Below are 1043 nucleotides of genomic sequence, written 5' to 3' on the forward strand. Positions count from 1 at the left end.
ATCGCCGTGCAGGTCGTGCTGGCGCCCGGCGCCAGCGGACCGGTCGCACAGTCGGTCAGCGCCCCCAGGATGTCGTCGTTCACCGTGAACGGACCGGCCAGGGTCACATTGCCGGCGTTGGTGATCGTGTAGGTGTAGGTGATCACGTCACCGACCGCGGCATAGGTCGCCGTGTCGGCCGCCTTGGCGATGGTCAGCGCCGGATCCGCCGCCGCCACCGGCACGCTCTCGGTGTCGTCGTCGCTCACCTGGGCGCCCGTCGGGTCCTCGCCCGTCGCCGTCGCCGTGTTGTCCAGCGTTCCGCCCGCGTCCACCTCCACCTGCGTCACCGTGTGCGTGTACGCCGTGCAGGTCATGCTCGCGCCCGGCGCCAACATCGTCTGCGGACAGGTAACTGCCGTCGATGCCCCGCCTTCGTACACATCGCCCACCGCGATGTTGGTCACCGTCACGTTGCCGCTGTTGGCCACCGTCACCGTGTACGAGATCACGTCGTCCAGATCCGCCTCACCGGCCGTTCCCGTATCGGTCGTGAACGTCGCCGCCTTGGTCACCGTCAGCGCCGGATCTGCCTGGAACGTATTGGTGATACTGCAGATCGCCGTCTCGCCACTGCCCAGGGTGACCTGGTTGCCGCCATTGACGGTCGCGCCCGAACAGACCCACGTGGTAGCCGCCAGGTAGTCGGCGGGGGCGCCGGCCTCGCTCAGGGTGTAGGTGCCGGCATCAACCGCCGCTGCGGTGATCGCGGCATCGCCCTCGACACCGCTGATCGCGGTCGGGCCAGCGGCGCTGAGGGTCCAGTCGGTATCGACCGCGGTACCACCGCCGGTGTTGTCAACGACTTTCTCCAGGGTCAGCGTTGCCGCCTGATCGTCGTTGGTGATCGTGCAGGTCGCCGTCTCGCCATTGGCCAGGGTCAGCTGGTCGCCCGACAGCGTGCCGGCGTCGCAGGTCCACGCGCCGGCGGTGTAGCCGGCCAGATTGGTCTCCGACAGCGTATAGGTGCCGGCATCGACCGTCGCCGCGGTGATCGTGGCATC

The 1043-nt window shown here is 68.6% G+C and carries 1 protein-coding gene; it reads right to left on the minus strand.

The features are described 5' to 3' along the window. Positions 1 to 1043, minus strand: a 1043-nt coding sequence (locus FKV24_RS09640; protein ID WP_211371836.1) for a DUF7507 domain-containing protein, incomplete at both ends; no start/stop codon positions are given.

The sequence above is a fragment of the Marilutibacter maris genome (assembly GCF_006546735.2).
GTDB classification, from domain to species: domain Bacteria; phylum Pseudomonadota; class Gammaproteobacteria; order Xanthomonadales; family Xanthomonadaceae; genus Marilutibacter; species Marilutibacter maris.